This is a genomic window from Arthrobacter sp. PsM3, assembly GCF_030433895.1.
GTDB lineage: Bacteria > Actinomycetota > Actinomycetes > Actinomycetales > Micrococcaceae > Arthrobacter.
The window spans coordinates 82,092-107,302 of record NZ_JARUXE010000013.1 but is presented as its reverse complement, the minus strand read 5'-3'; the positions used below and the strand labels follow the sequence as shown (position 1 = coordinate 107,302).

General features: G+C 67.1%; 22 protein-coding genes. 11 read left to right on the top strand and 11 right to left on the bottom strand.

The window, feature by feature from the left end; genetic code table 11:
• Nucleotides 1–157 precede the first annotated feature (157 nt).
• Entirely contained in the window at nt 158–919 is a 762-nt protein-coding gene (locus tag QCD75_RS09300; protein WP_301227859.1) for a DUF4191 domain-containing protein, read from the top strand.
• Nucleotides 920–1,036: 117 nt separating this feature from the next.
• A complete protein-coding gene (locus QCD75_RS09295) occupies nt 1,037–1,411 on the top strand; it encodes a DUF3817 domain-containing protein (protein WP_301227857.1) in 375 nt (124 codons plus the stop codon).
• A 412-nt stretch (nt 1,412–1,823) separates the two neighbouring features.
• Here QCD75_RS09295 and QCD75_RS09290 read toward each other — a convergent pair whose 3' ends face one another.
• Nucleotides 1,824–2,261, bottom strand: a complete 438-nt coding sequence (locus QCD75_RS09290) for an RDD family protein (RefSeq protein WP_301227856.1) — start codon at nt 2,259–2,261, stop codon at nt 1,824–1,826.
• Between the two features lie 298 nt (nt 2,262–2,559).
• Between QCD75_RS09290 and glnA (QCD75_RS09285) the strand changes: the two genes are divergently transcribed.
• Nucleotides 2,560–3,984 (top strand): type I glutamate--ammonia ligase, encoded by a 1,425-nt coding sequence (glnA, locus tag QCD75_RS09285; RefSeq protein WP_226759752.1) that lies wholly within the window; start codon nt 2,560–2,562, stop codon nt 3,982–3,984.
• Nucleotides 3,985–4,240: 256 nt separating this feature from the next.
• On the opposite strand, the gene QCD75_RS09280 is transcribed toward glnA (QCD75_RS09285), so the two are convergent.
• The 4 genes from QCD75_RS09280 to glnA (QCD75_RS09265) all read right to left on the bottom strand — a co-directional run bounded on the left by QCD75_RS09280 (nt 4,241) and on the right by glnA (QCD75_RS09265) (nt 9,673).
• Nucleotides 4,241–4,756, bottom strand: a complete 516-nt coding sequence (locus QCD75_RS09280; RefSeq protein ID WP_301227853.1) for a GNAT family N-acetyltransferase — start codon at nt 4,754–4,756, stop codon at nt 4,241–4,243.
• A gap of 56 nt (nt 4,757–4,812) precedes the next feature.
• Nucleotides 4,813–5,229 (bottom strand): VOC family protein, encoded by a 417-nt coding sequence (locus QCD75_RS09275; RefSeq protein WP_301227851.1) that lies wholly within the window; start codon nt 5,227–5,229, stop codon nt 4,813–4,815.
• A gap of 82 nt (nt 5,230–5,311) precedes the next feature.
• Nucleotides 5,312–8,323: a bifunctional [glutamine synthetase] adenylyltransferase/[glutamine synthetase]-adenylyl-L-tyrosine phosphorylase gene (locus QCD75_RS09270; RefSeq protein ID WP_301227849.1), complete on the bottom strand. Its 3,012-nt coding sequence runs from the start codon at nt 8,321–8,323 to the stop codon at nt 5,312–5,314.
• Nucleotides 8,324–8,332: 9 nt separating this feature from the next.
• Nucleotides 8,333–9,673 (bottom strand): type I glutamate--ammonia ligase, encoded by a 1,341-nt coding sequence (glnA, locus tag QCD75_RS09265; RefSeq protein ID WP_069951320.1) that lies wholly within the window; start codon nt 9,671–9,673, stop codon nt 8,333–8,335.
• A 264-nt stretch (nt 9,674–9,937) separates the two neighbouring features.
• On the opposite strand from glnA (QCD75_RS09265), the gene panB reads away from it, so the two are divergent.
• From panB to QCD75_RS09245, 4 genes are all read left to right on the top strand, one after another.
• On the top strand, nt 9,938–10,843 hold the full coding sequence (gene panB / locus QCD75_RS09260; protein WP_301227845.1) for a 3-methyl-2-oxobutanoate hydroxymethyltransferase: 906 nt from the start codon (nt 9,938–9,940) through the stop codon (nt 10,841–10,843).
• Between the two features lie 245 nt (nt 10,844–11,088).
• Nucleotides 11,089–11,484 (top strand): SHOCT domain-containing protein, encoded by a 396-nt coding sequence (locus QCD75_RS09255; RefSeq protein ID WP_301227843.1) that lies wholly within the window; start codon nt 11,089–11,091, stop codon nt 11,482–11,484.
• A 109-nt stretch (nt 11,485–11,593) separates the two neighbouring features.
• On the top strand, nt 11,594–11,911 hold the full coding sequence (locus QCD75_RS09250) for a carboxymuconolactone decarboxylase (RefSeq protein ID WP_301227841.1): 318 nt from the start codon (nt 11,594–11,596) through the stop codon (nt 11,909–11,911).
• Nucleotides 11,912–11,924: 13 nt separating this feature from the next.
• Nucleotides 11,925–12,683, top strand: coding sequence for an MBL fold metallo-hydrolase (locus tag QCD75_RS09245; RefSeq protein ID WP_301227838.1), 759 nt, complete (start codon nt 11,925–11,927; stop codon nt 12,681–12,683).
• 52 nt (nt 12,684–12,735) lie between these two features.
• On the opposite strand, the gene QCD75_RS09240 is transcribed toward QCD75_RS09245, so the two are convergent.
• Nucleotides 12,736–14,769 carry an alkaline phosphatase family protein gene (locus QCD75_RS09240; RefSeq protein WP_301227836.1) on the bottom strand — a complete coding sequence of 678 codons (2,034 nt, stop codon included), beginning with the start codon at nt 14,767–14,769 and terminating at the stop codon, nt 12,736–12,738.
• 181 nt (nt 14,770–14,950) lie between these two features.
• Nucleotides 14,951–15,118, bottom strand: a complete 168-nt coding sequence (locus QCD75_RS09235) for an SPOR domain-containing protein (RefSeq protein WP_301227834.1) — start codon at nt 15,116–15,118, stop codon at nt 14,951–14,953.
• Between the two features lie 128 nt (nt 15,119–15,246).
• On the opposite strand from QCD75_RS09235, the gene map reads away from it, so the two are divergent.
• The 3 genes from map to QCD75_RS09220 all read left to right on the top strand — a co-directional run bounded on the left by map (nt 15,247) and on the right by QCD75_RS09220 (nt 17,783).
• Nucleotides 15,247–16,125 carry a type I methionyl aminopeptidase gene (gene map, locus QCD75_RS09230; protein WP_301227832.1) on the top strand — a complete coding sequence of 293 codons (879 nt, stop codon included), beginning with the start codon at nt 15,247–15,249 and terminating at the stop codon, nt 16,123–16,125.
• A 91-nt stretch (nt 16,126–16,216) separates the two neighbouring features.
• The gene (gene ppgK, locus QCD75_RS09225) at nt 16,217–17,020 is read left to right on the top strand and encodes a polyphosphate--glucose phosphotransferase (RefSeq protein ID WP_226761039.1); all 804 of its coding nucleotides are present in this window, start codon (nt 16,217–16,219) and stop codon (nt 17,018–17,020) included.
• A gap of 4 nt (nt 17,021–17,024) precedes the next feature.
• Nucleotides 17,025–17,783: an SDR family oxidoreductase gene (locus QCD75_RS09220; RefSeq protein ID WP_301227829.1), complete on the top strand. Its 759-nt coding sequence runs from the start codon at nt 17,025–17,027 to the stop codon at nt 17,781–17,783.
• Nucleotides 17,784–17,907: 124 nt separating this feature from the next.
• Here the strand turns inward: QCD75_RS09220 and nrdR are convergent, their stop codons facing one another.
• The 3 genes from nrdR to QCD75_RS09205 all read right to left on the bottom strand — a co-directional run bounded on the left by nrdR (nt 17,908) and on the right by QCD75_RS09205 (nt 20,753).
• Entirely contained in the window at nt 17,908–18,399 is a 492-nt protein-coding gene (gene nrdR, locus QCD75_RS09215; protein WP_226761037.1) for a transcriptional regulator NrdR, read from the bottom strand.
• Nucleotides 18,400–18,546: 147 nt separating this feature from the next.
• Nucleotides 18,547–19,938: a histidinol dehydrogenase gene (gene hisD / locus QCD75_RS09210; RefSeq protein WP_301227827.1), complete on the bottom strand. Its 1,392-nt coding sequence runs from the start codon at nt 19,936–19,938 to the stop codon at nt 18,547–18,549.
• A 53-nt stretch (nt 19,939–19,991) separates the two neighbouring features.
• Complete coding sequence (locus QCD75_RS09205) at nt 19,992–20,753, bottom strand: hypothetical protein (protein ID WP_301227825.1); 762 nt, start codon at nt 20,751–20,753, stop codon at nt 19,992–19,994.
• A 211-nt stretch (nt 20,754–20,964) separates the two neighbouring features.
• Between QCD75_RS09205 and QCD75_RS09200 the strand changes: the two genes are divergently transcribed.
• Entirely contained in the window at nt 20,965–21,423 is a 459-nt protein-coding gene (locus QCD75_RS09200; protein ID WP_301227874.1) for a flavin reductase family protein, read from the top strand.
• A 181-nt stretch (nt 21,424–21,604) separates the two neighbouring features.
• On the opposite strand, the gene dnaE is transcribed toward QCD75_RS09200, so the two are convergent.
• Nucleotides 21,605–25,162: a DNA polymerase III subunit alpha gene (gene dnaE / locus QCD75_RS09195; protein ID WP_301227823.1), complete on the bottom strand. Its 3,558-nt coding sequence runs from the start codon at nt 25,160–25,162 to the stop codon at nt 21,605–21,607.
• Between the last annotated feature and the right edge of the window lie 49 nt (nt 25,163–25,211).

Sequence of the window (25,211 nt, the reverse complement as noted above, 5' to 3'; positions counted from 1 at the left end):
TCGCCCACATCGAGTCCTCCGGCACCACCCGCCAGGAAGCCAGCTCACTCCTCGCGGCGCACTCCTGAACCCAGTAGTAACGATCGCGGCGAAGGGCCGGCACCGGAGGAATTCGGCGTCCGGCCCTTCGCCGTCGATCACGTAGAATTAAGGCACTATGGCGAATTCCCCTGATTCCAGCAACTCCACTCCGGCTTCTGAAGCTCCGAAGCGTGGCCTCTTTTCCCGTAAGCCCAAGGTGGCCAAGGTCAAGAAGCCGAGCCGTCTGAAGCAGATTGGCGAGGTCTTCCAGATGACCCGCCAGCATGATCCGATGGTCACGTGGCTCATGCTGCTGGCGTTCGTTGGCGTTGTCGCTGTCAGCTTCGTCGTCGGATTCCTGCTGGACAACTGGATCACCGGCCTGATCATCGGCATCCCGCTGGGCCTCCTGGCGGCCACCCTGATCCTGTCCCGCCGTGCCGAGCGAGCAGCATTTGCGCGGATTGAAAACCAGCCCGGCGCCTCAGGCGCTGCGCTGGGGACACTCAAGCGCGGCTGGATCGTCGAAGAGCAGCCCGTCGCCGTGAACCCCCGGACCCAGGACGCGGTGTTCCGCGCCATCGGCCGTCCCGGCGTTGTCCTCGTCAGCGAGGGCCCCAGCCACCGGGTCAAGCCGCTGCTCGACGCCGAACGCAAGCGCCTCGCCCGCATCCTTCCTAACGTCACCATCCACGTGATCGAAAGCGGCCGCGGCGAGGGCCAGGTGCCGATCAGTCAGATCGCCAAGAAGATGACGAAACTGAAGAACGAACTCACCAAGCTTGAGGTCAGCACGGTCTCCAAGCGCATCTCCTCGCTGGGAAGCCGCCTGCCCATTCCCAAGGGCATCGATCCCTACAAGGCCCGCCCGGACCGCAAGGCAGCCCGCGGACGCTAGGCCAGACACGCCAGACCACAGGGACGCCCCGGTAACCGCCTTTTCCAGGCCGGCAGCCGGGGCGTTTCCTTTGCTCACCCCCTTCGTCCCGTCGGGACAGAATCCGGAGACTCCGCCATGAAACTGCCCTCCACGCCTGCCGTGATCCGAATCTTCAAGGTGCTCGCCGTCGCCGAGGCTTTCAGTTGGGCCGCCCTGCTGGTGGGTATGTTCCTCAAATGGGTCACCAGGACCACGGCGCTCGGGGTGGAGATCGCGGGCCCGATTCACGGGGCGTTTTTCATCGGCTACGGGGTCTCAGCTTTGACCTTGTGGAGTCTGCAGCGCTGGCCGTTCCGGGTGGCCTTGTTGGCAGGGCTTTCCGCGGTCTTCCCGTTCGCCACGGTCTGGTTCGAGCACTGGGCCGGCCGTCACGGCCACCTGACGGTCAAGGCCGGACAGGATTCTTCCCATCCGGCTCAGGACCCCGCCAGCGAAACGGCCATCGTATAAGTCCGTCTGGTCCGTTCGAGGGTTCCGGTCCGCGGGACTTCGGAATACGCGAGCCGAGTCCACGGCCATTTGACGCAAATGGCCGCTACGAGCACCACTCCCGCGTCCAGTTGACGCAAATGGCCGCTATATGTGGCGGTTTAGCGGCCATTCCTGGCAAATGGGCGGCACCACGACCACGCCCGCGACCCGTTGACGCAAATGGCGCTACGAGCACCACCTCGACGTCCAGTTGACGCAAATGGCCGCTACGAGCGCCACCTCGACGTCCAGCTGACGCATATGGCCGCTACGAGGGGCGGTTTAGCGGCCATTCCAGGCAAGTCGCGGAGCCCGGACGGAGCCGTCGAGCCGTTCGATGCCGGATGCCGGATGCCGGATGCCGGATGCCGGATGCCGGATGCTGCCGAGGCTACATCCGGACGAGGACCGTGTTCATGGCCTTGTCATGCAGTCCGCGGTGGTCGGGGTCGAAGATGACGGCTGGGATCACCAGACACACCAGGAGGCTGCGGACCAGGGCCGGGACCGGTCCGGCGGGGCCGCCGCCGAGCCGGATGACGTGGATCCCCACGATGCGGTGGCCGATGCTGTAACCGAGGGTGCCGACCAGGAGCGCCTGCTCGACGGCGAACACGGCGAGGGTGGCCCAGGAATCCCCGGCGAACGCGTAGTTGCTGATCAGCAGCGCGATTGCCCAGTCAATGCAGATGGCGGCTATGCGCCGCCCGGCCCGGGCAATGGACCCGGGCCCGGATTCGGGCAGGCCAAGCCGCTCCCCCGGATACTTCGAGATGCCGGATGTGTCCGGCCCGCTGAGCCATGAGCCTATGTCTTTGCGATCAACCACCATCCAAGACTATCGGCAATGGACGCCTCCCCGGATCTGTTCAGAGTGTGGACGCCGAGGGGTCACACTCTGGTCACGGATAGGCCACGTTGTGGACAGCGACTACCGTTTACCTGTCAGGGCATTCTGTAACCTGCCGGAAACAAAGCGGACACCATGGGGAAATCCCGTGTCCTTAGGGTGGTAACAGTTGCTAGCGGCATAGGAGCGGGGTAGACGTTTGCGTTTTTCCCGCTGTCGGACTGCGCTGGACCACACGGCCTGACGGCCGAATCTTTCACATGCATAAGGAGCATAGATGTTCAAGACTGCGGACGAAGTCCTCAAGTTCATCAAAGACGAAGACGTAAAATTCGTCGATATTCGCTTCACCGACCTCCCTGGCGTTCAGCAGCACTTCAACGTGCCCGCCAAGAGCGTTGACGCGGACTTCTTCGTCAACGGCCAGCTCTTCGACGGATCTTCGATCCGCGGCTTCCAGGGCATCGCCGAGTCGGACATGCAGCTCATCCCGGACGTTACTACCGCGTTCCTCGACACGTTCCGCATTGAGAAGACCCTCGCGTTGAACTTCTCGATCGTGAACCCGCGCACCGGTGACCCCTACCACCGCGATCCCCGCGGCGTAGCGGAGAAGGCAGAGGCCTACCTGGCCTCCACCGGCATCGCCGACACTGCATTCTTTGCACCCGAGGCCGAGTTCTTCGTCTTCGACAACGTGCAGTACCAGTCCTCCCCGCAGGGCAGCTTCTACAAGATCGACTCCGAGGAAGCACACTGGAACACCGGGCGCGAGGAAGAGGGCGGCAACCTCGGCTACAAGACCCCGATCAAGGGCGGCTACTTCCCGGTCTCCCCCACCGACAAGCAGGCCGACCTCCGCGACGCCATGTGCATCGCCCTGGACGAAGCCGGCCTTGAGGTCGAGCGCAGCCACCACGAGGTCGGTTCCGCCGGCCAGGCTGAGATCAACTACAAGTTCACCACCCTGACCCACGCGGCCGATGACCTGCAGAAGTTCAAGTACGTCATCAAGAACACCGCCGACGCCTGGGGCAAGTCGGTCACCTTCATGCCGAAGCCGGTCTTCGGTGACAACGGCTCGGGCATGCACTGCCACCAGTCACTGTGGAACGGCGGCGAGCCGCTCTTCTACGACGAAAAGGGCTACGCAGGCCTCTCGGACATGGCCCGCTGGTACATCGGCGGCCTGCTGAAGCACTCCTCAGCCGTGTTGGCCTTCACCAACCCGACGGTGAACTCCTACCGGCGCCTGGTCAAGGGCTTCGAAGCTCCGGTCAACATGGTCTACTCGCAGGGCAACCGCTCCGCCGGTATCCGTATCCCGATCACGGGCTCCAACCCGAAGGCCAAGCGCATCGAGTTCCGCGCTCCGGACCCCTCCTCCAACCCGTACCTGGCCTTCGCTGCCCAGCTGATGGCCGGCATTGACGGCATCCGCAACCGCATCGAACCGCCGGCTCCGATCGACAAGGACCTCTACGAGCTCCCCGCCGAGGAAGCCAAGGACATCCCCAAGGCCCCCGGCACGCTCGAAGAGGCCCTGGATGCCCTGGCCGAGGACAACGAATTCCTCCAGGCCGGCGGCGTCTTCACCCAGGACCTGATCGACACCTGGATCGAGTACAAGTACGAGAACGAGATCCGTCCGCTCTCACTGCGCCCGAACCCGTACGAGTTCGAGCTGTACTACGGCGTCTAGCTAGAGGCTTTCCGCAAGGGATGCACGACGGCGGCCCCCACCTCCCGGTGGGGGCCGCTGCTTTTAAGCCGCTGCTTTTAAACCATCACTGAAACAGTTGCTTCCCTGGCGGAGTCCGCGCCTGCAGCACCGGCGCCGGCCGCCACGGCGAGACCGTCGCCGTGGCCTCGTCCGGGCCTTCCGTCCGCTGCGCGCCTCGGTGGCACGGATTGCGGGTCCGAAAGACCTCTAGGTCCCGCGGGGACCGGTCAGCGGATCAGAACGGCCGGTACAGGGTCCGCTGCGGGCCCGCACCGCCGCCAAGGTACCGGCCCCGGTCCTGGAAGCCGGCCTTGCGGTACGCGGCCCGTCCGGCCGGGTTCTCCTCGTTGACAGAGAGCACCACGCCGGCCTGGCCGCCGCCGAGGGCTGCCGTCAGTTTCGCCGCCTCCCGGACCGCAGCGTCCGCTGCCAGCGTGCCCAGGCCCCTGCCCTGCTGCCGGCGGTCGATCAGGAAGCCACGGAGCAGCCAGACCGAGTCGTCGTCCTCCCATCCGGCCAGGGTGGCGGCTCCGGTCTGCAGCGTCAGGACCCCTGCTGCGGATCCGTTGGAGTCAATCGCAAAGGGGTGCCGGGAATCCTCCTCCAGCGCGATGAGCATCATGCGCAGCGGCTCACCGACAAACCTCCGCTGGTCTTCGGTGACCTCGAGCCCGGCGATCTCGCCGAGCTTGATGGCGCGGGCGTCGTCGTCGAGGTCCTTCAGCGGCATCAGCCACACGTTTTCAGGCATGACAGAAGCGTACCGAAGCCGCCGGGGTGCCTCCGCCGCCGGATCCGCCGCTCAGCTCAGAGCGCTGCGTCCTTTGGCGGCCCTGCGGGGTCCATCCAGAAGACTTCCCACAGGTGGCCGTCCGGGTCCTGGAAGCTGTGGGTGTACATGAAGCCGTAGTCCTGGGCTTCCTGGGACGGTGCGCCGCCGGAGGTGAGCGCCGTCCGGACGAGTTCGTCGACCGCCTCGCGGCTGTCCAGGGAAAAGGACATGATGACCTCGGCAGCACCTGCGGTATCCGCGGCAGTCTTGGATGTGAAGGTTTTGAAGTACGCCTCGACGAGGAGCATGACGAACGCGTCGTCATTGACGATCATGCAGGTGGCGTTCTCATCGGTGAAGTCGGGATTAAAGGAGAAACCCAGAGCGGTGAAGAACTCCACCGTCGTGTCGAGATCCTTTACGGGGAGGTTCACAAAGAGTTGTCTGGCCATGCCGCTAAAATAGCACTGCGCCTGCGGGGTGTCAGCCCCCGGAGCTCTCAGACCGGCTCCCGGCGGCCGCACCGCAAGCCGGTCACTGGCCGTAGAAGACCCGGTCGAACACGCTCCGGGCCCGCCGGCTCAGCCTCAGATAGTCCTCCTCGAGCTTGGCGGCGTGGCCCTGCCCGTAGCCGCACCAGCGCGCCACCGCTTCCAGATCGCGGCGGGAAGAGGGCAGCACGTCGGAGGCCCGCCCGGTCCAGATCACGTTGGCCGATCTGATCCGGCTCGCCAGACGCCAGGCCCGCAGCAGGATCTCCGCTTCCCCCGCTTCGAGGAGCCCGACGCCGGCCGCAGCCTCGAGTGCCTCCACCGTGGAGGTGGTCCGCAGCTCGGGGTGCTTTCCGGCGTGCTGCAGCTGGAGCAGCTGGGCCAGCCATTCGACGTCGCTGAGTCCGCCGCGTCCGAGCTTCAGGTGCCGGGCCGGATCCGCGCCGCGGGGCAGCCGTTCCGCCTCGACCCGCGCCTTCACCCGGCGCACTTCCCGCGCGTCCTGCTCGGAGAGGGACTCGGGGTAGCGGACGGTGTCGATCAGCGCCACGAAGTCGGCCGCCAGCCCATCGTCGCCGGCCATTGGGCGGGCACGCAGCAGCGCCTGCGCCTCCCAGACGAGCGACCACCGGCGGTAGTACTCGGCGTAGGAATCCAGCGACCGCACCATGGGCCCGCTCTTGCCCTCGGGACGGAGGTCAGCGTCAACCATCAGGACACGTTCGGCCAGGATAGCGGGCTTCAGCGGCTGGGTGAGCAGGCTGGAGAGCCGGCTGACGATCTGCAGGGCCTGCTGCTGGGCCTCTTCCTCCGGGACTCCGGGAAGGCCGCGGTGGACGTAAATAACGTCCGCGTCGGAGCCGTAGCCGATCTCCCGGCCGCCCTGCCGTCCCATCGCGACCACCAGCACATGCGTCTTGAGCGGCTCCTCGGCCGTGACCATCGTTTCCGCGACGCGCAGGGCCCCCAGGACCGCGGCCCGGTCCGTGTCGGCCAGTGCCGCGCCCACCTGGTCCTGGTCCAGCAGTCCCGCGCTGTCCGCGATCGCAATCCGCAGGATCTCGCGGCGCCGGATCAAGCGGATCAGGCGCATCGCGCTTTCCGGCTCGGCATGCCGGGACATCTTGGAGGCGATCTCGAGCCACTGCGCCTCGAACGTCAACGGCACCAGTTCCTTGTCCGCGCCGAGCCAGGCCACGGATTCGGGCGAGACCTCCAGCAGGTCGGCGATCAGCCGGGAGTTGGACAGCACGTGGCAGAGCCGCTCGGCCGCCGCCGTCGAATCCCGCAGCATGCCGAGATACCAGTGGGTGGTGCCGAGCGCCTCACTGACCCGGCGGAAGGCCAGCAGGCCGCCGTCGGGGTCCACGCCCTCCGCGAGCCAGCCAAGCAGGATCGGCAGGAGCTGGCGCTGGAGTGCGGCGCGGCGGCTGACTCCGCCGGTGAGCGCTTCGATGTGGCGCATGGCGCCGCCGGGATCGAGGTAGCCCAGGGCGGCGAGGCGCCCCTGCGCGGCTTCCGGGCTGAGCTTGGCTTCCTCGCTGCTGAGCGCCGCCGCGGTATTAAGCAGCGGGCGGTAGAAGATGCGTTCATGCAGCTCGCGGACGGAGCGTTTGGTCTTGCGCCAGGCCGCAACCAGGGCGTCAGGTTTGGGCCGTTCGCTGGAGAAGGGTCCGAGCACGGCTTTGGCGAGTGCCCGCAGCGAGGCTTCCTTGACCGGCATGAGGTGGGTGCGGCGCAGCTGGAAGAGCTGGATCCGGTGCTCCAGGAGCCGGAGGTAGCGGTAGTCGCGGTCGAACTCGGCGGCATCGGAACGGCCGATATAGCCGCCGGCGGACAGGGCCGCGATGGCCGAGGTGGTGTCGCGGCAGCGCAGGGTCTCGTCGGACTTGCCGTGCACCAGCTGCAGCAGCTGGACGGTGAATTCGACGTCGCGGAGGCCGCCGCGGCCCAGCTTGATCTGCCGCTGCTCCTCGTCGGCGGGGATGTGTTCGGTGACCCGGCGGCGCATGGACCGGACGGACTCCACGAAGCCTTCCCGGCCGGCGGAGGACCAGATCAGCGGTGCGACGGCGGCTTCGTAACGGGCCCCGAGCTCGGTGTCCCCGGCGATGGTCCGGGCCTTGAGCAGGGCCTGGAACTCCCAGCTCTCGGCCCAGCGCGCGTAGTAGCTTTCGTGCGAGGCCAGGGTCCTGACCAGCGGTCCGGACTTGCCTTCGGGACGCAGGTTGGCGTCGACTTCCCACAGCCCGGGTTCGCGGCCGACTGACATGATGGCGCGGGAAATACCGGAGGCCAGGGCCGTACCGATCGTGTTGGCGCGCGAGTCGTCGAGCTCTCCGGACTCGATCACGTAGATGACGTCGACGTCGGAGATGTAGTTGAGTTCGCGGGCCCCGCATTTGCCCATGCCGATGACGGCCAGCCCGACGTCGGCCACCTCGGTGGCGCTGAAATGTTCGGCGGCCTCGGCCCGGGAAACGGCCAGGGCAGCCTCGATCGCGGCTCCGGCCAGGTCCGCCAGTTCGGCCCCGGCGGCGGGCATAAAGTCCAGCGGGTCCGCGGCGCAGAGGTCTTTGACGGCGAGCTCGACGAGGCCGCGCCGGTACTCCGTGCGGAGCGCCACGTAGCCTTCCTGCCCGGTCAGCGCCGCGACCGGGCGGGCGGATTTCGGATCGGCCCGCACGGAATGGAGCAGCCGGGCGCGCAACTCCGCGGCGTCCGCAGCCCGTGGTTCCGGGCTGGCAGTCACCTCAAAGGCATCAAGATGCTCCGGGTGGCGGATCAGGAACTCACCAAGCGCCTCGGAGGCGCCCAGCACCCGGTACATGGGTTCGCTGCGCTCGGGGTCGGCGACCGCCAGCTTCCGCAGGTCCGGGTGCTTTTCGATCAGCCGGACCAGCGACTGCAGTGCCGTGTCCGGGTTGGCGGCCAGCTGCAGCCCGGCGAAGAGGAGGTCCTGGTCCAGGCCCTCCAGCTCCCGGGCGGCAAGCCACCGCTCGCCGTTTTCCAGATCGCTGAAACCGGCGGCAATCAGGCGTCGTGCCAGGCTCACCCGGGCCGCCTAAAGGATGCCGAGGTTGCGCTGCAGCTCGTAGGGCGTGACCTGCAGACGGTAGTCCTGCCACTCGGCACGCTTGTTGCGCAGGAAGTGTTCGAACACCTGCTCACCGAGGATCTGCGGCATGAGTTCGGAGTCCTCCATCGAGCGGATGGCGTCGTGCAGGCTGGCCGGCAGCGGATCGTGGCCCATGGCGCGGCGCTCGGCCGAGCTCAACGACCAGATGTCGTCCTCGGCAGCAGCGGGGAGCTGGTAACCCTCCTCGATGCCCTTGAGCCCGGCGCCCAGCAGCACGGCGTAGGCAAGGTAGGGGTTGGCCGCCGAGTCAATGCCGCGGTATTCGATCCGCGCGGACTGGCCCTTGCCGGGCTTGTACAGCGGGACGCGGACCAGTGCGGAGCGGTTGTTGTGGCCCCAGCTGAGGTAGCTGGGCGCTTCTCCCCCGCCCCAGAGCCGCTTGTAGGAGTTCACGAACTGGTTGGTCACCGCGGTGAACTCCGGAGCGTGCTTGAGGATGCCGGCGATAAACTGCCGGGCCGTCTCGGAGAGCTGGAACTCCGCGCCCGCCTCGTAGAAAGCATTCGTGTCACCTTCGAAGAGCGAGAAGTGGGTGTGCATGCCGGAACCCGGGTGGGCCGTGAACGGCTTCGGCATGAAGGTCGCATAGGTGCCCTGCTGGAGCGCGACCTCCTTGATCACCGTGCGGAACGTCATGATGTTGTCCGCGGTCTGCAGGGCATCCGCGTAGCGCAAGTCGATCTCGTTCTGGCCGGGGCCGGCCTCGTGGTGGCTGAACTCGACCGAGATGCCCACCGATTCCAGCATGGTCACGGCCGTGCGGCGGAAGTCCTGTGCCACCCCGCCCGGAACGTGGTCGAAGTAGCCGCCCTCGTCCACGGGAACGGGGGAACCGTCCGGGCCGGGCTGCTGGGACTTGAGCAGGTAAAACTCGATCTCGGGGTGGGTGTAGCAGGTGAAGCCCATGTCCGCGGCCTTGGCCAGGTTGCGCTTGAGGACGTTGCGGGGATCAGCCGCGGAGGGTTCGCCGTCGGGAGTCAGAATGTCGCAGAACATCCGCGATGTCGCCTCCGTCTCACCGCGCCACGGCAGGATCTGGAAGGTGGCGGGGTCCGGCTGGGCCAGCATGTCGGACTCGAAAACGCGGGCGAGGCCCTCAATGGAGGAGCCGTCAAAGCCCAGGCCCTCCTCAAACGCGCCTTCCACTTCGGCCGGGGCCAACGCCACGGACTTCAGCGATCCCACGACGTCGGTGAACCACAGCCGCACGAACCGCACGTCGCGCTCTTCGATCGTCCGCAGGACAAACTCTTGCTGGCGGTCCATACTGGCCTCTTTCCGGTTCTTTCGTCCGTGCCCCAGGCCCGTCGTGCATGGGTCCCGCAGCTGCTCACGATTCACTTTACTAATCATTGCCACCGATTGCTGAAGCGGCTGCCCCGCGTAACACAGCATTAACACGAGGAACCCGAAATTCGCGGCCCAAGGCGGCTGCCGGGACGACCGGCTGGTGCCGGTGTGATGTGATTCACGCGCCCACAGTTTAGAGACCGGTAGCTTGGACACGCCGTATCGCACTACGCTCGTGCCATGGCCACAAGCACCAGCCCCGATTCCAGCATGCCCGCAGAGCTAGCCGCCCCCTATGGCAATGGCCCGGCGGCGTCGGCCCCTGGCCCGGACGCCGGCGCCCGGAAGCCGGTGGCGAAGATCCGCACCCACCACCTGCACCAGGCGAAGCTCAAGGGTGAGCGCTTCGCCATGCTGACCGCCTATGACCAGTACACGGCGGAAATCTTCGACCAGGCCGGCATCGAGGTCCTCCTCGTGGGCGACTCCGCCTCCAACAACGTCTTCGGCAACGAAACCAGCCTGCCCGTCACCGTGGACGAACTGCTCCCGCTGTGCCGCGCCGTCACCCGTTCGGCCAAGCGTGCCCTCGTCGTGGCGGACCTGCCCTTCGGCAGCTATGAGGTGTCCGCCCAGCAGGCGGTGGCCACCGGCGTCCGGTTCCTGAAGGAAGGTCTCGCCCACGCGGTCAAGATCGAGGGCGGGAAATTCTATGCGGAGACTGTCCGGGCGATGGTCCAGGCCGGCATCCCGGTGATGGCGCACATCGGCTTCACCCCGCAAAGCGAGCACGCCCTCGGCGGCTACCGGGTCCAGGGCCGCGGCGATGACGCCCAGCGGCTGGTCGATGATGCCGTCGCCCTGGCCGACGCCGGTGCGTTCTGCGTCCTGATGGAGATGGTTCCGGCGTCGACGGCGGCGGCCGTGGACGCCGCCGTCGAGGTCCCCACCATCGGCATTGGCGCGGGCAACGCGACCACCGGCCAGGTGCTGGTGTGGCAGGACATGGCGGGGCTCCGCGGCGGCAGGATGGCCAAGTTCGTCAAGCAGTACGCGGACCTGCGCACCTCACTCAGCGACGCAGCGAAGGCCTACGGCGAGGACGTGCGCTCCGGCCAGTTCCCTGGCCCCGAGCACTCCTTCTAGGACTGCATCGGCCTCCTCTTCCTCGGCCTCCTCCTCCTGGTTACTGCTGCGGCCTCCTCCTCCTGGCCGCTCCCGCGGGTTTTCGGGGCCACCTCATCCTTCACGAACGATGTGGTGACCCGCGAGTCCGGGCAGGCTGGCCATTGAGGGCCTGCATCGGGCCCCGGCAGATGTTCCGCCGTCCCGGCCTCGTTCGTTTGCGAAGCGATGGGCGGACACCGGCGGACACTAGTGGAGGAGTAGCCATGAACTCAATTTCGACTGACTTCTGGGACGTCCTGCTGTGGAGTTTCTGGTTCTTCATCTGGATCTCCGCACTCATGGTGTGGTTCCGTTGCCTGTTTGACATGTTCGGCGACAGCACCCTGAGCGGTTGGGGCAAGGCCGGCTGGGCGATATTGCTGGTCTTCCTGCCCTGGATCGGAGCACTCATCTATCTGATCGCCCGGGGCCGCAGCATGGCCGATCGGCAGATGGCGGAAGTGGCCCGGCAGCAGGCCGCCCAGCAGGAATACATCCAGCAGGTCGCAGGCAAGTCAGCCAGCCCGGCAAGCCAGATCGCCGACGCCAAGGCCCTGCTCGACTCCGGAGCCATCAGCCAGACCGAGTTTGAGTCCCTCAAGACAAAGGCCATGGCCTGAGCTGAGCAGACGGTCTGTACCCGCGGAATCCGGCGTGCGTACTTTCCCGCTGACGATTGACGGCCCGCCCGGGAGATGCCAGGCAACCCCAAGTGAAGGAGATTGACTTATGTCCACTGAGAGTGAAAACCCGGTTCTTGAGACCATAGGCGCGATCACCAACGCGTCCCTGGGGCGCTCTGACCTGCCGGCCGACGCGCTGCTGATGATTCGCATTGCTGCCCTGGCCGCCGTCGATGCCCGGCCCATTTCCTACCTTGCCCATGTGGGCCCCTCGATCGAGTCCGGCGTTACGGCCAAAGACGTCCAGAACGTGCTCGTCGCCGTGGCCCCCATCATCGGAACAGCCCGGACGATGTCGGCTGCGATTAACATCTCCGAGGCGCTGGGATTCGCCATCGCCGTCATGGAGGACGAGGCCGAATAGCACCGGTCCCGGCATGAGAGTCACCTGGCTGGGCCACTCCTCGGTGGTCCTGGATCTCGACGGGGTTCGGATCCTGACGGATCCGCTGCTTCGTCCTCATGCCGGGCTGCTGCGGCGCCTCGCACCCCGGCCGGACCCCGCATCCTGGAGCCGGACCGACGTCGTCCTCCTCTCCCACCTGCACCACGACCACGCCGAGCTGCGCTCCCTGCGTATGCTGCCCGCAGCGGCCCTGATGAGTGCCCCGGCCAACGTCGCCTGGTTACGTCGCCGCGCACTGCTGAACACGGTCCCGCTCGGGGACGGCTGGACCCCGGCAGGCCGCGGGGTGGAGATACGCCAGGTGCCGGCAGAGCATCGTCACCGCCCCATGCCGCACCGTCCAAATGACGCCCACGGCCAACTGGTCCGCGGCCCGTCGGGCGTCGTCTGGGTCGCCGGTGACACGGGGTTGTATCCGGAAATGGCCGCGCTGCCCGCCATGGCGGGCGGCTCCATCGATGTCGCGCTGGTGCCGGTCTGGGGGTGGGGACCGAGGCTCTCGGCGGGACATCTGTCCCCCGAGACTGCTGCCCAGGCTGTCGCACTGAGCGGGGCGCGGTTCGCCCTGCCGGTGCACTGGGGAACGCTGCACCCTCCCTTGGTCAGGCACTTTGCCCGGAGCTGGCTCGAGCTGCCCGGGCGCCGGTTTGCTGACGCCGTGGCGGAGCAGGCTCCTGGCTGCACGGCCGTCGTGCTTTCCCCGGGCCAGTCATGGGTCCGGCCGCTTTGAACCAGCCCCCTGAAGTGGCCCGGCAGACAAGCCAACTGCAATGTCCAGCCACTCAACGCCGGAACGCCGTTGACGCGCGCTGGCCGCAGGACTCAAGCATGGCCACCAGCACCCGGTGAAGCTCATCGGCACCCTCTATCCGCTCCGGAAGTCCCGCCATAAGATCGGCAGGCCCGAGCAGCACCGCGCGGTCCTGCCAACCGCCGAGTCCCCCGTGCGAACCGACCAGGCCCTCAAAGGCCGCGACGTCATTGGTCACCGGATCGACAGCACTGTTGACATAGAGATCCGGCGCCTCGGGGTCCATCAGCGCACGCTGGAGCACCCGCGCCGCATGGGACCCGAACGGAACCAACGGGTCGGTTCCCTCCACCGCGCCGCTGGCGAGGTTGAGGCGCCCGCGGCTCCCGATAGCCCAGGCCCTGCCGTCTTCATCGATGCCGGCGACGAACCCGACGCCGGGATGGCCTGACAGTCCGGGGACCAGGGCCGGCCACTCCCGGGCCAGGGCCTGAAGCGTCCAGCGCCGCTCACCCCGCACGTAGACCAGGCCCAGGTTCCCCGAGCCCAGCACGACGACCGGCTCCTCGGCGGCGCCCCCTGGAACCGAAGTCCGCTGCGCCTTGGTCAGTCCTTTGTCGGCACGGACGGCGAGTTTTCCGGCCATCCCACCATTCGCGACGTCTCCGGTCAGGGAGCCCGCCCGCCCCAGCCCTTCGACCAAGGCGTCCACGGCCTGTACCTGTTCGTGCATGAGTTCCGCACAGAGGTCGCCGAGCGTCTGGCCATACCGGTCAGCGAATGGGGCGCCCTGGGACTGGCCGTGGTCCGAGAGCACGACCAGCCGGTAGCGGCGGGGGGCGGACGCGGCGAGCTGCGCCAAAGATCCCAGCGTGCGGTCCAAGCCGTCCAGGGCGGCAAGCGACTCGGGCCGGAACACCCCGGCATGGTGGGCTATCTCGTCATAGTCAACGTAGTCGACGTAGATGCTCTTCGTCCCACGACGCAGCTCCTCGGCGACCAGGACCGTATTGAGGTCACGCAGGAGGCTGTTGGTCACGGCCCGCAGCAGGGCGAATATCCAGTCCCGGTGCACACGCGGGTCGAGATCACGCTTGACCTGGCGTCGGGCCTGCCACCGTTCCTTGAGGACCTCCCCGACGGTCCGGGTGAGGCTGCGCATAAACCCGTTCGGCGAGCTGAAGAACCAGGCGAACGCGCGGCGGGTCTGCGTGGAGCCGCGCCGGACCTCCACCCGGCTCATGGTCAGCAGCGACCGGGGCGCGTCACCGGTGAACAGGTTCGAAATGGAGACCCCGTCGTCGCAGAGCAGGCCCCGACCGGTGCGGTGCCTCTCCTCGATCACTCTCGCGTCTGCCGGCCGGTTGGCCACCAGCACCCGGTTCAGCCCACGGTCGTACCACCGGAAGGCGGGGATCCCAGCGACGGTGCCGTGCAGTATGCCCATCTGGCTGGCCGGTGTGGTGCAGGGCAGCTGGGGAGTCCATTCGCGGACCGTGTAGTCCCCCGCTGAGAGCCAGCGCCGAATATGGGGTACTGCACCGGACTGGACCGCCCACTGCAGGACGGGGAAGGGGACACCGTCGAGCTGCACGAACAGGACGCCGTCGACCTCCGGATCGGTCACTGCTGCCCGCCGGCGCGCCCTGCCGGCCAACGAGGTGACGAGGCCGTCGTCAGTACCGGCTGTGGTGGCCCACGAGATCAGCGTGCCCACGACGGCACTGACCCAGGCTGCGGCGAGGGCGGTCCACGCCGTTGACTCGATGCCGGGGACCAGGAGGATGGCGGTGTACATAATCAAGCCTTGCCCGAGCAGGGCGGTGAGGAGCACCGCCAGCCAGCCCACCCTGGCCGAGATCTCCACCAGCGCCGGGCGGAGGACCAGGCCGACGACGCCGGCCGCTGCTGCCACGGCGGCGTAGGCCCACCAACTGGTGGCGGAGAACCCCGGCAGCAGCGCGCCGGTGACAATCAGGGCCGCGGTCGATGCAGCCCAGGCAATCGCCAGCCTTGCCAGGTCTGTGACTCGGACGCCGCGTGTGCGGGCAACGCTCGTCGGCATTTTTCAAGTATGGCCGCCCGTGGCCGCCTGGCGCTCATCCGCTTCGGGTGAGACGGCGCCGCCGCGGGGCCCACATAACTGGCCGTCCGAGTTCGCCTGCCCGCGGCGTCGGCCGCCGCGCCATCACCAGCCGCGCCATCACCATGTGGCGCTCGGAACTATCGGAACTGGAAGACTGGTCTTAGTCGTTCTCGTCGCCCTTTTCCCAGGATTCGTTGCGGGCCTTCACCTTCTCCAGCGCGTGTTCAGCCTCTTCCCGCGTCTTGTACGGGCCGATCAGCTGGCTCCAGTCGGACATGGCGTCCTCTTCAACCTCGTGCGTGTTGACGTTGTACCAGTACTCAGGCATTGATGCTCCTCAGCTCTCAGGGGTGGCGCCCCGGCAGGGGCGGGACGACGCCGAACGCGGCCGCGACTTCCACGGGATCTTTCCGCTTCTGTTTCCTGGCGTTCGGCCGGGCCTTATATGATCAATGTATGCCTTCTCTAGCCTCGACTGCACCCATCGGCACCCTGGTCCCGGGAGCAGTCAGTCAACAGCTTCCCGTTCCGGCATCGATCCCGCGCCCTGAATATGTGGGAAAGCCCGGACCGGCCAAGTTCACCGGCTCGGAGGTCAAGTCGGCGGAGACCATCGAGAAGATCCGCATCGCCTCGCGGATTGCCGCGCAGGCCATTGTGGAGGTCGGCAGGCATATCCAGCCCGGCGTCACCACCGACCAGCTGGACCGGGTGGGCCACGAATTCCTGCTCGACCACAACGCGTATCCGTCCACCCTCGGCTACCGCGGCTTTCCCAAGTCCCTGTGCTCGTCATTAAACGAAGTGATCTGCCACGGCATACCGGACAGCACCGTCGTCCAGGACGGGGACATCCTCAACATCGACATCACGGCCTACATCGGCGGCGTACACGGCGACACCAATTACACCTTCCTGGCCGGCGACGTTGACGAGGAGTCCCGGCTGCTCGTCGAGCGCACGCAGGAGTCCCTGAACCGCGCCATCCGAGCCGTGGCCCCCGGCCGCGAAATCAACGTGATCGGCCGCACCATCGAGTCCTACGCCAAACGGTTCGGCTACGGTGTCGTCCGCGACTTCACCGGCCACGGCGTGGGCGAAGCCTTCCACACCGGCCTGATCATTCCGCACTACGATGCAGCCCCGGCGTACAACACGGTCATGGAGGCTGGCATGGTCTTCACGATCGAGCCCATGCTGACGCTCGGTACGGTCGAGTGGGACATGTGGCCTGACGAGTGGACGGTCGTGACCCGTGACCACAAACGCACGGCGCAGTTCGAGCACACCCTGCTCGTAACGGAATCCGGCGCGGAAGTCCTGACTCTCCCCTGATTCCTGCTCCACCTGAAGATCCCGCTCTTCGCCCGTCGGCCCTGGGCCGCACCCCTCCTATGCTCCGCCCCCTGCCACGAACGGAACCACATTGGCCAAGAAGGACGAGAAGTTGAAGAAGAACGCCCCGCTGATCGGTATTGACATCGGCGGCACCGGGATCAAGGGCGGGATCGTGGACCTGAAGAAGGGCAAGCTGGTCGGTGACCGCGTGCGCATGCCCACCCCGCAGCCCTCCACCCCCGAATCCGTGGCCGAGGTCGTGGCCCAGGTGGTGGCCGAACTGTCCGCCCGGCCCGATGCTCCGGCCCCGGACTCCCCGGTCGGCGTCACCTTTCCCGGCATCATCCAGCACGGCGTGGTCCACTCCGCCGCCAACGTGGACAAGTCCTGGCTGGAAATGGACATCGACGCAATGCTGACCGCCCGCCTGGGCCGGCCCGTGGAGGTCATCAATGACGCTGACGCCGCCGGCCTCGCGGAGGCCCGCTTCGGCGCCGGCGAATTCGTGGAGGGCACCGTGCTGGTCATCACGCTCGGCACCGGCATTGGTTCCGCGTTCATCTTCGACGGCAAGCTTGTTCCCAACGCCGAACTCGGACACCTGGAGATTGACGGGTTCGACGCTGAAAGCAAGGCCTCGGCCGTGGCCCGCGAACGGGACGGCCTGAGCTGGGAGGAGTACAGCGTGCTGCTGCAGCGCTATCTGTCCCACGTGGAGTTCCTCTTTTCCCCCGAACTGTTCATCATCGGCGGCGGCATCTCCAAGCGCGCCGACGAATACCTGCCGCGGCTGCAGCTGCGCACCCCGATTGTCCCCGCGGAACTGAAGAACGACGCCGGCATCGTCGGTGCCGCCCTTGAGATCGCCCTGAAGCACAAACTGGCCAAGTAGCGCCATGGCGGAGCCCCGGCCCGAGGTCCTCATCGTCACCGGCGCGAGCCGGGGCATCGGCGCCGCGGTGGCGTTCCGCGCCGCCCGGGCCGGTTACGCCGTCGCCGTGAACTATGCCGCCGACGCCGGCGGGGCCAATTCCGTAGTGGACGGCATCACCGACGACGGTGGGGCTGCGGTGGCCGTCCAGGCGGACGTCAGCGACCCGGCTGCCGTCGCCCGGCTCTTCGACGCCGCCGCAGCGCTTGGCGCCCTGACCGGCGTGGTGAACAACGCCGGCATCACCGGAAACCTGATCGGCCCCCTCCTGGATGTTCCTGCCGAGACCATCCGGCGGGTGCTTGACGTCAACGTCGCCGGGGTTCTGTACGTCTGCCAGGAGGCCGTCAGGAGGCTCAGCACGGACCGGGGCGGCCGCGGCGGATCCATCATCAACATCTCCTCAACCGCCACGAAGGCAGGCTCCCCCGGCACCTGGGTGCACTATGCGGCGTCCAAAGGTGCCGTGGATGTGCTGACGGTGGGGCTCGCCGCCGAGGTCGCGGCGCAGGGTATCCGGGTGAATTGTGTGGCTCCCGGCAGCACCAATACCGGGCTGCATGCGGCGGCAGGCATGCCGGACCGGGTGGAGAGGCTCAGGCCCTCGATTCCTTTGGGCCGCGGCGCTGAGCCGGACGAAGTAGCCGCGGCGGTGCTCTGGCTGCTCTCCGGCGAGGCCGGGTACATCACCGGCGCCGTGCTGCCGGTCTCCGGCGGCCGCTGACGGGAAGTTGCCGGCCGCCTGGGCCGGCCCTCGGGAGGTGCCGGAAAAGTGGTGCCGGTGGTGGCCGCGGCTTCCCCTCCGCTGCCACCACCGGAGTCTGTGAGCCGGCGCTCCTGGCCAGAGCCTAGAGCGGGCTGGTCTGCTGGCTTGTGCCTTCGCGTCCCTTGGTCTCGGCCTCATGGCGGAGCAGGGAAATGGCAGCTTCGAAATCCTCGAGGGATTCGAAGGCCTGGTAGACGCTCGCGAAGCGCAGATAGGCAACCTCGTCGAGCCGCTGGAGCGGGTTGAGGATGGCAAGGCCGACTTCGTGCGCATCGATCTCGGCGGCGCCGGAGGCCCGGATGGTCTCTTCGACTTCCTGGGCGAGCATGGCGAGGTCGTCCTCGGTCACGGGACGGCCCTGGCAGGCCTTGCGGACCCCGTTGATGACCTTGCTGCGGCTGAACGGCTCGCCGACACCGGACCGCTTGATCACGGTGAGGCTGGTGGTCTCGACGGTGGTGAAGCGGCGGCCGCACTCGGGGCACTGCCGGCGGCGCCGGATGGCTGAACCGTCGTCCGCGATCCGGCTGTCCACCACGCGCGAATCAGGGTTGCGGCAAAACGGGCAATACATGTCGTTTCCTCCCCTGCCGCAAGCTGATGGCAGACCGCGGGAGTAGACCCGCGATTCGCCGGAGCGGTTGGCTCCAAAATCAGTTTACGACTAGATGTAGCCGAATAACAACCCTGTAATTACTACATGTTGTGGTCCGGAGTGTGCTCAGGAGTGCTCGGCGAACCGGGCGGTGACTGCCTCGCCGTGCGCCGGAAGGTCCTCGGCCCCGGACAGGCTTACGATGTGCCCGCTGACCTCCTTCAGAGCGGCGCGCGTGTAGTTGATGACCTGGATGGCGCGCAGGAACGTCGTCACGTTAAGCCCCGACGAGAACGCCGCGGTGCCGCTGGTCGGCAGCACGTGGTTGGAGCCGGCGCAGTAGTCGCCCAGGCTCACGGGGCTGTAGTCACCCACGAAGATCGCGCCGGCGCTGCGGATCCGGGTCGCCACCCCGGGCGCGTCCGCGGTCATGATCTCCAGGTGCTCGGCTGCGTAGGCGTTGCATGCCGCGATGCCCTGTTCCAGGTTGTCCACCAGGACGACGCCGGACTGCGGCCCGGAGAGCGCCTCGCGGACGCGGGCACCGTGCTTGGTCGCTGCCGCCAGGCGGTCCAGTTCCACCCGAACGGCGGCGGTGAGGTCCTCGGAGTCCGTGATCAGCACGGACGCGGCCTTGGGGTCGTGTTCGGCCTGGCTGATCAGGTCAGCCGCCACCAGACGGGGTTGGGCGGTGGCGTCGGCCAGGATCGCAATCTCGGTGGTGCCGGCCTCGGAATCAATGCCGACGTCACCCTTGACGAGACGCTTCGCCGTGGCGACGAAGACGTTGCCGGGTCCGGTGACGACGTCCACCGGGTCGATTCCGGCCCTTCCCGGCGCGGCGGGGATGCCGTAGGCGAAGGCTGCGATTGCCTGGGCGCCGCCGATCGCGTAGACCTCCTCGATGCCGAGCAGGCACGCGGCGGCAAGGATCGTGGGGTGCGGGAGTCCGCCGAAGCCCTTCTGCGGCGGGGATGCCAGCGCGATGGATTCGACGCCGGCCGCCAGGGCCGGGACGACGTTCATGATCACGGACGACGGGTAGACGGCCAGGCCGCCGGGAACGTAAAGGCCCACTCGCGCCACGGGGACCCAGTTCTGGCTGACGACCGCACCCTCGCCGAACTCGACGTCGGTGTCCGCCGGGCGCTGGGCGTCGGCAAAGCGCCGGGCGCGCCTGATGGACTCTTCCAGTGCCGCCCGCACAGCCGGATCGAGCGCGGCCAGGGCGCCCGTCAGCGCTTCGGCGGGGACCCGCGGGTGTGACTGCTCCACGCCGTCGAAGGTCCGGGCCAGCTCGCTCAGTGCCACGAAGCCCCGGGTGCGGACGGCATCGATGATATCCAGGACCTTCTGCTCGGCATCGGCCATGGCGCCGGCCTGCGCCCGGGGCACCGCGGCGCGGAGACCGGCCAGGGTCAGCCGCTGGCCGCGCAGGTCAACGGTGCGGAAGTGTAGAGCGGCGGGAACCGGGGGCGCAGTTACGGCGGGCACGGAGCTGTCAGCTGAAAGGGTCACGCCTTCATTTTACGTGCCCCGCCGGGGACACCCGTGCCTGTTACTTCGGGCCGTTACTTCGACGTCTGCCCGACGGCGCCGGGGTGGGATCCGGGCCCGGCTTCCGGCTGCTGTGTGGTGAAGAGGGTGTTGAGCAAGATGGTCAGTGCGGTGCAGGCCGGCCAGATGGCCAGCACTGCCAGGGACCGCAGCGAAAAGGCGCTACTGGCGCCGGCCGAAGTGACCTCCGGCGTTCCCCACCACAGGCCGCACATGACGCCGGTGCCCCAGGTAGCGAGAGCGCCCAGCGCCCCGGCACCCACCGCGAGAAGAACGTCCCGGCCGGACGGCCCGTCGTGCTTGCTGCCGGAGGCCAGCGCACCTGCAATGCAGCCGGCGAGCAGAAACAGGCCCGCCAGCACCAGGTCCCGCGGCAGCCAGCCTTCCGTGTTGGCGCCGCTCCGCAGCTCCGGATTTCCCGAGAGCAGATTCAGCCCGGAGGGGGCCAGTAGCCACCAGAGCAACCCCACCGGGACGCCGGCGGCGGCGATGACAGCTGCCTTCCGCCAGGACACGGCGCGGCTTTCGGCCTCTCGTACCGGCCGCCCGGACGCGGACTCCGGCCCGTAACCCCGGCCCGTCCGCCGGGGGGTGTCCCCCGGGACGTCCTGGTGGGCGTCCTGGTGGGTGTCCCGCGGGACGTCCTGGTGGGTGTCCCGCGGGACGTCCTGGTGGGTGTCCCCCGGGACGTCCTGGTGGGCGTCCTGATGGGCGTCCTGGTGGGTGTCCCGCGGGACGTCCTTCGGGGGCTGGCCGTGCACTGCGGGCTGTGTCATGCAACAAACCTTAACAAGCTTTCCGCCGGACGGGCACAGGACGCCGCGCGTTCCCCGGATGACGATTCACATGACGCCGCCGGGTAAACAAGTACCGCGGCCGATCGCTGGCGCAATACGCTGGGCAGGGTAGGAACATCACAGACGTGCAGCAGGGAGTTGGATCGCAGTGGCCACAGAGGACCAAGCCTTCGAAGGAACCTTCAGGGAAATGTTCCGCCGGCACGCGGCCGGCGTGGCCATCATCACCGCCAACTTCAACGGCGTCCCCTTCGGCTTCACAGCGACGTCCGTGGCGTCGCTTTCGGCCAAGCCGCCCCGGTTCACGTTCAATATGGCCCGCACGTCCAGCTCCTGGCCGGCCGTAGCCAACACCACCTACATCGGCGTCCACATGCTGGGGCTGGACAACCAGGCGCTGGCCGACCGTTTCGCCAGGACCGCCAACCGCTTCGAGGGCGATCACTGGGAGCTCGGCCCCTTTGAGGTGCCGATCCTCAACGACGTGGCCGGCTGGCTGATCGGCAAGGTCCAGATGCGGCTCTCCTTCGAGAACAACGCCGTGGTGGTGGTCGAGGTCGTCGAAGGTGAAGTGGGCTCAGACGGCGCCCCGCTCCTCTACCACTCCGGCGCCTACGGCCAGCCCGTCCCGCTGGACTACGAGATCTGACCGGCTGCCAAGGCGCCGGCCGCCAGGAGGATCCGGCGTGCCGCGCGCCTTCGCCGCGCGAGGTGACACTTAGTGCCCATGTCCTTGAACGGCATGGGCATTAACTGTCACCCCGGCGGGTGTCGAGCCTGGCCCGGGACCCGGAACCCTTGGATGTCAGCTGTTCAGGCAGGTGGGGATATCAGCTGTCCAGGCAGGTCGGGCCCAGGAGCACCTTCAGGTCCCCGAACAGCGAGGGGCTGGGATTGACCCGCAGATGGACGGGCAGACCCATGATCTCCACCCGGGAGTCCCCCTGCAGGTGCAGCCGGACCTCGGACTTGCCCCGGTGGGTGCGCAGCACGTCACCGAGCTCGGTCACGACGGCTTCGGTCGCCTTATGGGTCTGCATGGTGATCACCAGCGGGCCGTTCAGGCCCTCGCTGAGGTCCGGAACCGACAGTTCCATGCAGTTCAGCGCGACAGCACCGTCATCACGGCGCTGCAGCCGCCCCTTGACCACCACGATCAGGTCTTCCGCCAGCACCGAGGCGATGGGGCCGTAGACCTGGCCGAAGAACATGACCTCGACGGAACCGCCCAGGTCCTCGATCTCCGCGCGGGCATAGGCGTTGCCGCTGGCCTTCGCGATCCGCCGGCTCAGTGAGGTGATCATGCCGGCGATGGTGACGATGGCGCCGTCGTGCGGGCCGTCCTCGGCGATGATCGAGGTGATGGACTGGTCGGCGTGCTGGCTAAGGAGCCCCTCAAGCCCCTGCAGCGGGTGGTCCGAGACGTACAGGCCCAGCATGTCGCGTTCGAAGGAGAGTTTGTCCTTCTTCTCCCATTCGGGCAGGTCCGGGATTTCGATGCTCAGCGATGCCTCCGATTCGGCCTCATCGAAACCGGCGAAGAGGTCGAACTGGCCGATCGCCTCATTGCGCTTGAGCGTGATGACGGAGTCGATGGCTTCTTCATGGATCATCGCCAGGGCTCGGCGGTGGTGGTTCAGGGAATCGAAGGCCCCGGCCTTGATCAGGGACTCGATCGTGCGCTTGTTGCACACCACGGCCGGGACCTTCACCAGGTAGTCCTTGAAGGACGTGTAGGCGCCCTCTTTTTCGCGCGCCGCCACCATGGCGTCGACGACGTTGACTCCGACGTTGCGGATGGCTCCCATGCCGAAGCGGATGTCGGTTCCGACCGGGGTGAAGTTCAGCGCTGACTCATTGACGTCCGGGGGCAGCACCGTGATTCCCATGCGCCGGCATTCGTTGAGGTAGATCGCCGACTTGTCCTTGTCGTCGCCGACCGAGGTCAGCAGGGCGGCCATGTATTCCGGCGCGTAGTGGGCCTTGAGGTAGGCGGTCCAGTAGGAGATCACGCCGTAGGCCGCTGAGTGCGCCTTGTTGAAGGCGTAGTCGGAGAACGGCAGCAGGATGTCCCACAGGGTCTTGACCGCCGCCATGGAGTAGCCGTTGTCCTGCATGCCCTGGGAGAATCCGGCGAACTGCTTGTCCAGCTCGGATTTCTTCTTTTTGCCCATGGCGCGGCGCAGGATGTCGGCCTGGCCCAGGGTGTAGCCGGCGAGCTTCTGCGCCACGGCCATCACCTGCTCCTGGTACACGATCAGACCGTAGGTGCCGCCAAGGATCTCGGAGAGCGGTTCCTCCAGCTCCGGGTGGATCGGGATGACCTCCTGGATCCCGTTCTTGCGCAGGGCGTAGTCGGTGTGCGCGTTGGCGCCCATGGGTCCGGGCCGGTAGAGGGCCAGCACCGCGGAGATGTCTTCGAAGTTGTCAGGCTTCATGAGCTTGAGCAGGGACCGCATCGGGCCGCCGTCGAGCTGGAAGACGCCCAGGGTGTCGCCGCGGGCGAGCAGTTCGTAGGACGCCACGTCGTCCAGTTCCAGGGACTCCAGGTCGAGGTCGATCCCGCGGTTCATCTTGATGTTTTCCAGGGCGTCGGAAATGATCGTGAGGTTCCGCAGGCCCAGGAAGTCCATCTTGATCAGGCCGAGGCCCTCGGACGTCGGGTAATCGAACTGGGTGATGACCTGGCCGTCCTGGAAGCGGCGCATCACCGGAATCACGTCAATGATGGGGTCCGAGGACATGATAACGCCGGCCGCGTGGACACCCCACTGGCGTTTCAGGCCCTCGATGCCGAGGGCCGTTTCGAACACTTTTGCGGCTTCCGGGTCCGTGGCGATCAGCTGCCGGAAGTCCGCGGCCTCGCTGTAACGCTTGGAATCCTTGTTCTGGATATCCGCCAGCGGGATGTCCTTGGCCATCACGGCCGGCGGCAGCGCCTTGGTCAGCTGCTCGCCCATGCTGAAGGGGTAGCCCAGAACGCGCGAGGAGTCCTTGAGTGCCTGTTTGGTCTTGATGGTGCCGTAAGTGACGATCATCGCGACGCGTTCGTCGCCGTATTTGCGTGTGACGTAGTCAATGACCTCCGAGCGGCGCCGGTCATCGAAGTCGACGTCGAAGTCAGGCATGGAGACGCGGTCCGGGTTGAGGAAGCGCTCGAAGATCAGTCCGTGGTGCAGCGGATCGAGGTCGGTGATGCGCATGGCATAGGCCACCATGGATCCCGCGCCCGATCCACGTCCGGGACCCACCCGGATGCCGTTGTTCTTGGCCCAGTTGATGAAGTCGGCCACCACCAGGAAGTAGCCGGGGAAACCCATGGACGTGATGACGCCGAGTTCGTAGTCGGCCTGGGTGCGCACCTTGTCCGGGATGCCCTGGGGATAGCGGTACTGGAGTCCCTTGTCGACTTCCTTGACCAGCCAGGACGTTTCGTCCTCCCCCTCGGGGCAGGGGAAGCGCGGCATGTAGTTGGCGCCGGTATTGAACGAGACTTCGCAGCGCTCGGCGATCAGGAGCGTGTTGTCGCACGCCTCCGGGTGGTCGCGGAACAGCTCGCGCATTTCCTGCGGTGACTTCAGGTAGTACCCGCTGCCGGAGAAGGCGAAGCGCGAGCCGCCGTTGTCGTACGTGGGCTCCAGGAGGGTGGACCCGGACTGGATGGCCAGCAGGGCCTCGTGGGCCTTGGCGTCGTGCTCGTGGGTGTAGTGCAGGTCGTTCGTGGCCACCAGCGGCAGGTTCAGTTCCTTGGCCAGGCGCAGCAGGTCACTGGTGACGCGCCGCTCGATGTCCAGGCCATGGTCCATGAGTTCGCAGAAGTAGTTCTCGGCGCCGAAGATGTCGCGGAATTCGGCGGCCGCCTCGACGGCTTCGCGGTACTGGCCGAGCCGGAGCCGGGTCTGGACCTCACCGGAGGGGCAACCCGTGGTGGCGATCAGGCCTTCGGAGTAGGTGTTCAGCAGCTGCCGGTCCAGCCGGGGCCATTTGCCGAAGACCGAATCCAAGGAGGCGATCGATGAGGCACGGAACAAGTTCCGCATGCCCACGTTGTTGTAGCTGAGCAGCGTCATGTGCGTGTAGGCGCCGCCGCCGGAAATGTCGTCCTTGCGCTGGTTTTCCTCGCCCCAGCGGACGCGGGTCTTATCTGTGCGCGCGGTCCCGGGCGTGACGTAGGCTTCGACGCCGATGATCGGTTTGATGCCCTGGTCCGTGGCCCTCTTCCAGAAGTCGAAGGCTCCGAAGAGATAGCCGTGGTCCGTGGTGGCCAGGGCGGGCATGCCCAGCCGCTCGGTTTCGTCGAACAGCTCCCCGAGCCGGGCGGCACCGTCCAACATGGAGTATTCGGTGTGGTTGTGGAGATGCACGAACGAGTTGTTGCTGGAAGTCACCGAATCATTCTAGTGCCGTGGGCCGACCTTTCAGCGCGGCACCCCGCGC